Here is a 4,094-nt window from a genome sequence, read left to right on the forward strand (position 1 = left end):
CCCCGGGCGGCGCCGCTGGCCGCGGCGGTCGCCGGTTACGGGCCGGTCCGGCGCCGGGCCGCCCTTTGCGGGGGGGCGCCACGGCAGGAGGATCAGTCCTCGCGACGCATCTGCGGGAACAGGATCACATCGCGGATGCTGGGTGCGTCGGTCAGCAGCATCACCAGGCGGTCGATGCCGATGCCGCAGCCGCCGGTCGGTGGCATGCCGTGTTCCAGCGCGCGCACATAGTCGGCGTCGTAATGCATGGCTTCATCGTCGCCGGCATCCTTTTGCCGTACCTGGTCGAGGAAACGCTCGGCCTGGTCTTCCGGATCGTTCAATTCGGAGAAGCCATTGGCCAGCTCGCGACCCACCACGAACAGCTCGAAACGCTCGGTAATGCCGGGGCGGCTGTCGGATGCGCGCGCCAGCGGCGAGATCTCGATCGGGTAGTCGATGATATAGGTTGGCTCCCACAGCTTGGTCTCGGTGGTTTCCTCGAACAGGCTGAACTGCAGGCCGGCGCAGCCATCGGTCACCACCAGCTTGCCGCCGAGGCGCTCGATCTCGGCCTTGAGCCAGACGCGGTCGTTGAGCTGGGCTTCGGTGTAGTGCGGGTTGTACTTGAGGATGGCCTGCACCACGGTCAGGCGCTCGAAGGGCTTGGACAGATCGACCACCTTGCCCTGGTATTCCACCACCGCATGGCCGTGCACGGCGCGCGCCGATTCGCGGATGACGTGCTCGGTGAGGCTCATCATGCGACGGTAGTCGCTATAGGCCTCGTAGAACTCCATCATGGTGAATTCGGGGTTGTGGCGGGTGCTCATGCCCTCGTTGCGGAAGTTGCGGTTGATTTCGAACACCCGCTCCATGCCGCCCACTACCAGACGCTTCAGGTACAGCTCCGGCGCAATACGCAGGAACAAGGGCATATCGAGCGCATTGTGATGGGTGGTAAAGGGCTTGGCTGCCGCGCCGCCGGGGATGACGTGCATCATCGGCGTTTCCACTTCGAGATAGCCTTCGCCCACCATTACCTCGCGCACCTTCTGCACGATCTTGCTGCGGTGGACAAAGGTCTGGCGGCTTTGCTCATTGGTGATCAGGTCCAGGTAGCGCTGGCGGTACTTGGCTTCCTGGTCGGTCATGCCATGGAATTTTTCCGGCAGGGGGCGCAAGGACTTCGCCAACAGGCGGATCTGGCTGACCTGCACCGACAATTCGCCAGTCTTGGTCTTCATCAGGGTGCCGACGCCGGCAACGATATCGCCGAGGTCCCAGGTCTTGAAGCCGTTCAGGGCTTCTTCGCCCACCTTGTCCAGGGTGATATACAGCTGGATGCGGCCGGAGCCGTCTTGCAAGGTGGCAAACGCTGCCTTGCCCATCACCCGCTTGAGCATCATGCGGCCAGCCACCGCCACTTCGACTGCGTCGGCATCGAGCGCTTCTTTCTCGGCGCTGCCATAGCGGGCATGCAGATCCGCCGCCAGATGCTTGCGCTCGAAGTCATTCGGGAAGGCAATGCCTTGCTTGCGGATCTCGGAAAGCTTGGCACGACGCTCGGCCATCAGCTGGTTATCGTCGAGAGTGATGGGGCTTTGTTCTTCGTTCATGGCGTAAAACCTCAAGTCTGTAGACACAGAGAAAGGCGGGAGGACACAGAGCACACAGAGAAAATCACAGTGACAGTCTGCGTATCCCGTCTTTCAGTAGTTTGCTGTTGAAATTGATCAATAAGCCGGTCTTACATTGGCTAAGGCGCAGATAGGTAAGCAACTGCGCTTCATGCAAGGGCAGAAAATGTTCGACTGCCTTCAGTTCGACGACGATTTCCCGGTTTACCCACAAATCCAGTTTGAAGGCGTTTTCAATGTGGATCGCTTTATAGTCCAGCGACACAAACACCTGCCGCGCCACCTGCAAGCCGCGAAGACGGAGCTCGTAATCGAGGCACTCTTCATAGGCGCTTTCCAGCAAGCCCGGTCCGAGTGCTTTATGTACCTCGATTGCCGCACCGATGATGGTTTCACTCAGCATGTTCTCTGTGTGCTCTGTGCTCTCGGTGTGCTCTGTGTCTACAGGTGTTGACTTCAAAAATTACACACCCTGTTTCAGGCTGGCTTCGATAAAGATATCCAGGTCGCCGTCCATCACGCCCTTGACGTTGCCGACTTCCACATTGGTGCGCAGATCCTTCACCCGGCTCTGGTCGAACACATAGGAGCGGATCTGGTGGCCCCAGCCGATGTCGGATTTGCCGGCTTCCAGTGCCTGCTGTGCTTCCATGCGTTTGCGCAGTTCGGCTTCGTACAGCTTGGCGCGGAGCATCTGCATCGCTTCGTCGCGGTTGCGGTGCTGCGAGCGGTCGTTCTGGCACTGCACCACGATATTGGTGGGCAAGTGGGTGATACGGATCGCCGAGTCGGTCTTGTTGATATGCTGACCGCCAGCGCCGGAAGCGCGGAAGGTGTCGATGCGCAGATCGGCCGGGTTGATTTCGATTTCGATGCTGTCGTCCACTTCCGGGTAGACGAATACCGACGAGAACGAGGTATGGCGACGCGCATTGGAGTCGAACGGCGATACCCGCACCAGGCGGTGCACGCCGGTCTCGGTGCGCATGAAGCCATAGGCATAGTCGCCGCTCAATTTCAGCGTGCAGCTCTGGATGCCGGCCACTTCGCCTTCGCTCTCTTCCATCACCTCGACGGTAAAGCCCTTGCGCTCGCCATAGCGCACATACATGCGCATCAGCATGCCGGCCCAGTCCTGTGCCTCGGTGCCGCCAGCGCCCGACTGGATATCGATAAAGCAGGCGTTGGGGTCCATCGGATTGCTGAACATGCGGCGGAATTCGAGATCGGCCACCTTCACTTCCAGTGCCGCCAGATCGCTGGCTACCGATTCAATGGTGCCCCAGTCTTCCTCGGGCTTGGCCATATCGAACAGATCGCGGCTGTCGGCCACCGTTTGCGACAGCTCGTCGAGCACCAGCACAACGGCTTCCAGTGCCTTCTTTTCCTTGCCGATTTCCTGGGCGCGCTTGGGGTCGTTCCACAGCTCCGGGTCTTCGCTCAGCCGCGCGACTTCCTTTTTTGCCAGGGTAGTCAAAGATACCTCCGCAGCTCGTCGCCGCGGGCGGCGAGGTCGGCGATGGTGTTTTCAATCTGATTGAGCTGTTCGGCTTCCATGAATGCCCCGGCAAAAATGCTTTGGAAAACCGGCGATTATACCGGAATCAGGCGCCAATTTGCCGCCGATCAGCATGGCGCGGGGCGGGCAAGCTAGCTGCGCGTGCCATTGACCGGGTCGCGTAGCGCGAGCTCACTGGAGTCTTTGCCCGAATCGGGGCTGGGCACTTCCTCTGCCGTGGTTTCCGTATCACGAAAACGTTCGGCAATCGCCAGAAACTCGGCTTCAATCGCCACAAAGGCATCGAGCACATCGGGGTCGAAATGGCTGCCGCGCCCTTCCTGCATCAGCGCCAGCGCCTGGGCATGGCTGTAGGCAGGTTTGTACACGCGCTTGGAAATCAGTGCGTCATACACATCGGCCACCGCCATCAGCCGGGCAGCCAATGGTATGGCTTCTCCGGCCAGACCCTCCGGATAGCCGCTGCCATCCCATTTTTCCTGGTGGTAGTGGGCGATTTCGCGGGCAAAGGTCAGGAAACTGTTGCTGGCGCCGAGATGGTGCTCCACCTGCAAAATGGTGTCGCGGCCATACAGGGTGTGCAGCTTCATGATCTCCCACTCGTCCGCATCGAGCCTGTCGGGCTTGAGCAAGATGCGATCGGGCACGCCCACCTTGCCGATATCGTGCAGCGGTGCCGATTTGTACAGCAGCTCGATATTCTCCTCGGTCAGGGTCTCGCAAAAGCGGGGATGGTTCTGCAGCGCCCTTGCCAGCGCGGCAACATAGTTCTGGGTGCGGCGAATATGGTTGCCGGTTTCGTTGTCGCGGGTTTCGGCGAGGCTGGCCATTGCGAGGATGGTGGCGTCCTGCATCTGCATCAGCTGGCGGGTACGCTCGCTGACCAGATGTTCCAGATAGCGGTTCTGGTTTTTCAGAAACTGCTGGGCGCTACGCAGGGAAAGATGGGTATGGAC

General features: G+C 60.1%; 4 protein-coding genes. All 4 read right to left on the minus strand.

All coding sequences use genetic code 11. The features are described from left to right. Window positions 1-92 precede the first annotated feature (92 nt). Window positions 93-1,598, minus strand: coding sequence for a lysine--tRNA ligase (lysS, locus tag ACE3OH_RS19775; protein ID WP_374357212.1), 1,506 nt, complete (start codon window positions 1,596-1,598; stop codon window positions 93-95). A gap of 64 nt (window positions 1,599-1,662) precedes the next feature. Beyond that, window positions 1,663-2,022, minus strand: coding sequence for a GxxExxY protein (locus ACE3OH_RS19780; protein WP_374357214.1), 360 nt, complete (start codon window positions 2,020-2,022; stop codon window positions 1,663-1,665). Window positions 2,023-2,082: 60 nt separating this feature from the next. Beyond that, a protein-coding gene (gene prfB, locus ACE3OH_RS19785) for a peptide chain release factor 2 (RefSeq protein WP_374357216.1) occupies window positions 2,083-3,176 on the minus strand; the annotation gives its coding sequence in 2 pieces (ribosomal slippage) (window positions 2,083-3,096 and window positions 3,099-3,176; 1,092 coding nt in all). Window positions 3,177-3,269: 93 nt separating this feature from the next. Continuing rightward, on the minus strand, window positions 3,270-4,094 hold an 825-nt coding region (locus tag ACE3OH_RS19790; protein ID WP_374357218.1), incomplete at its 5' end, for an HD-GYP domain-containing protein.

The sequence above is a fragment of the Chitinimonas sp. genome (assembly GCF_041904975.1).
In the GTDB taxonomy this organism is placed as follows: domain Bacteria; phylum Pseudomonadota; class Gammaproteobacteria; order Burkholderiales; family Chitinimonadaceae; genus Chitinimonas.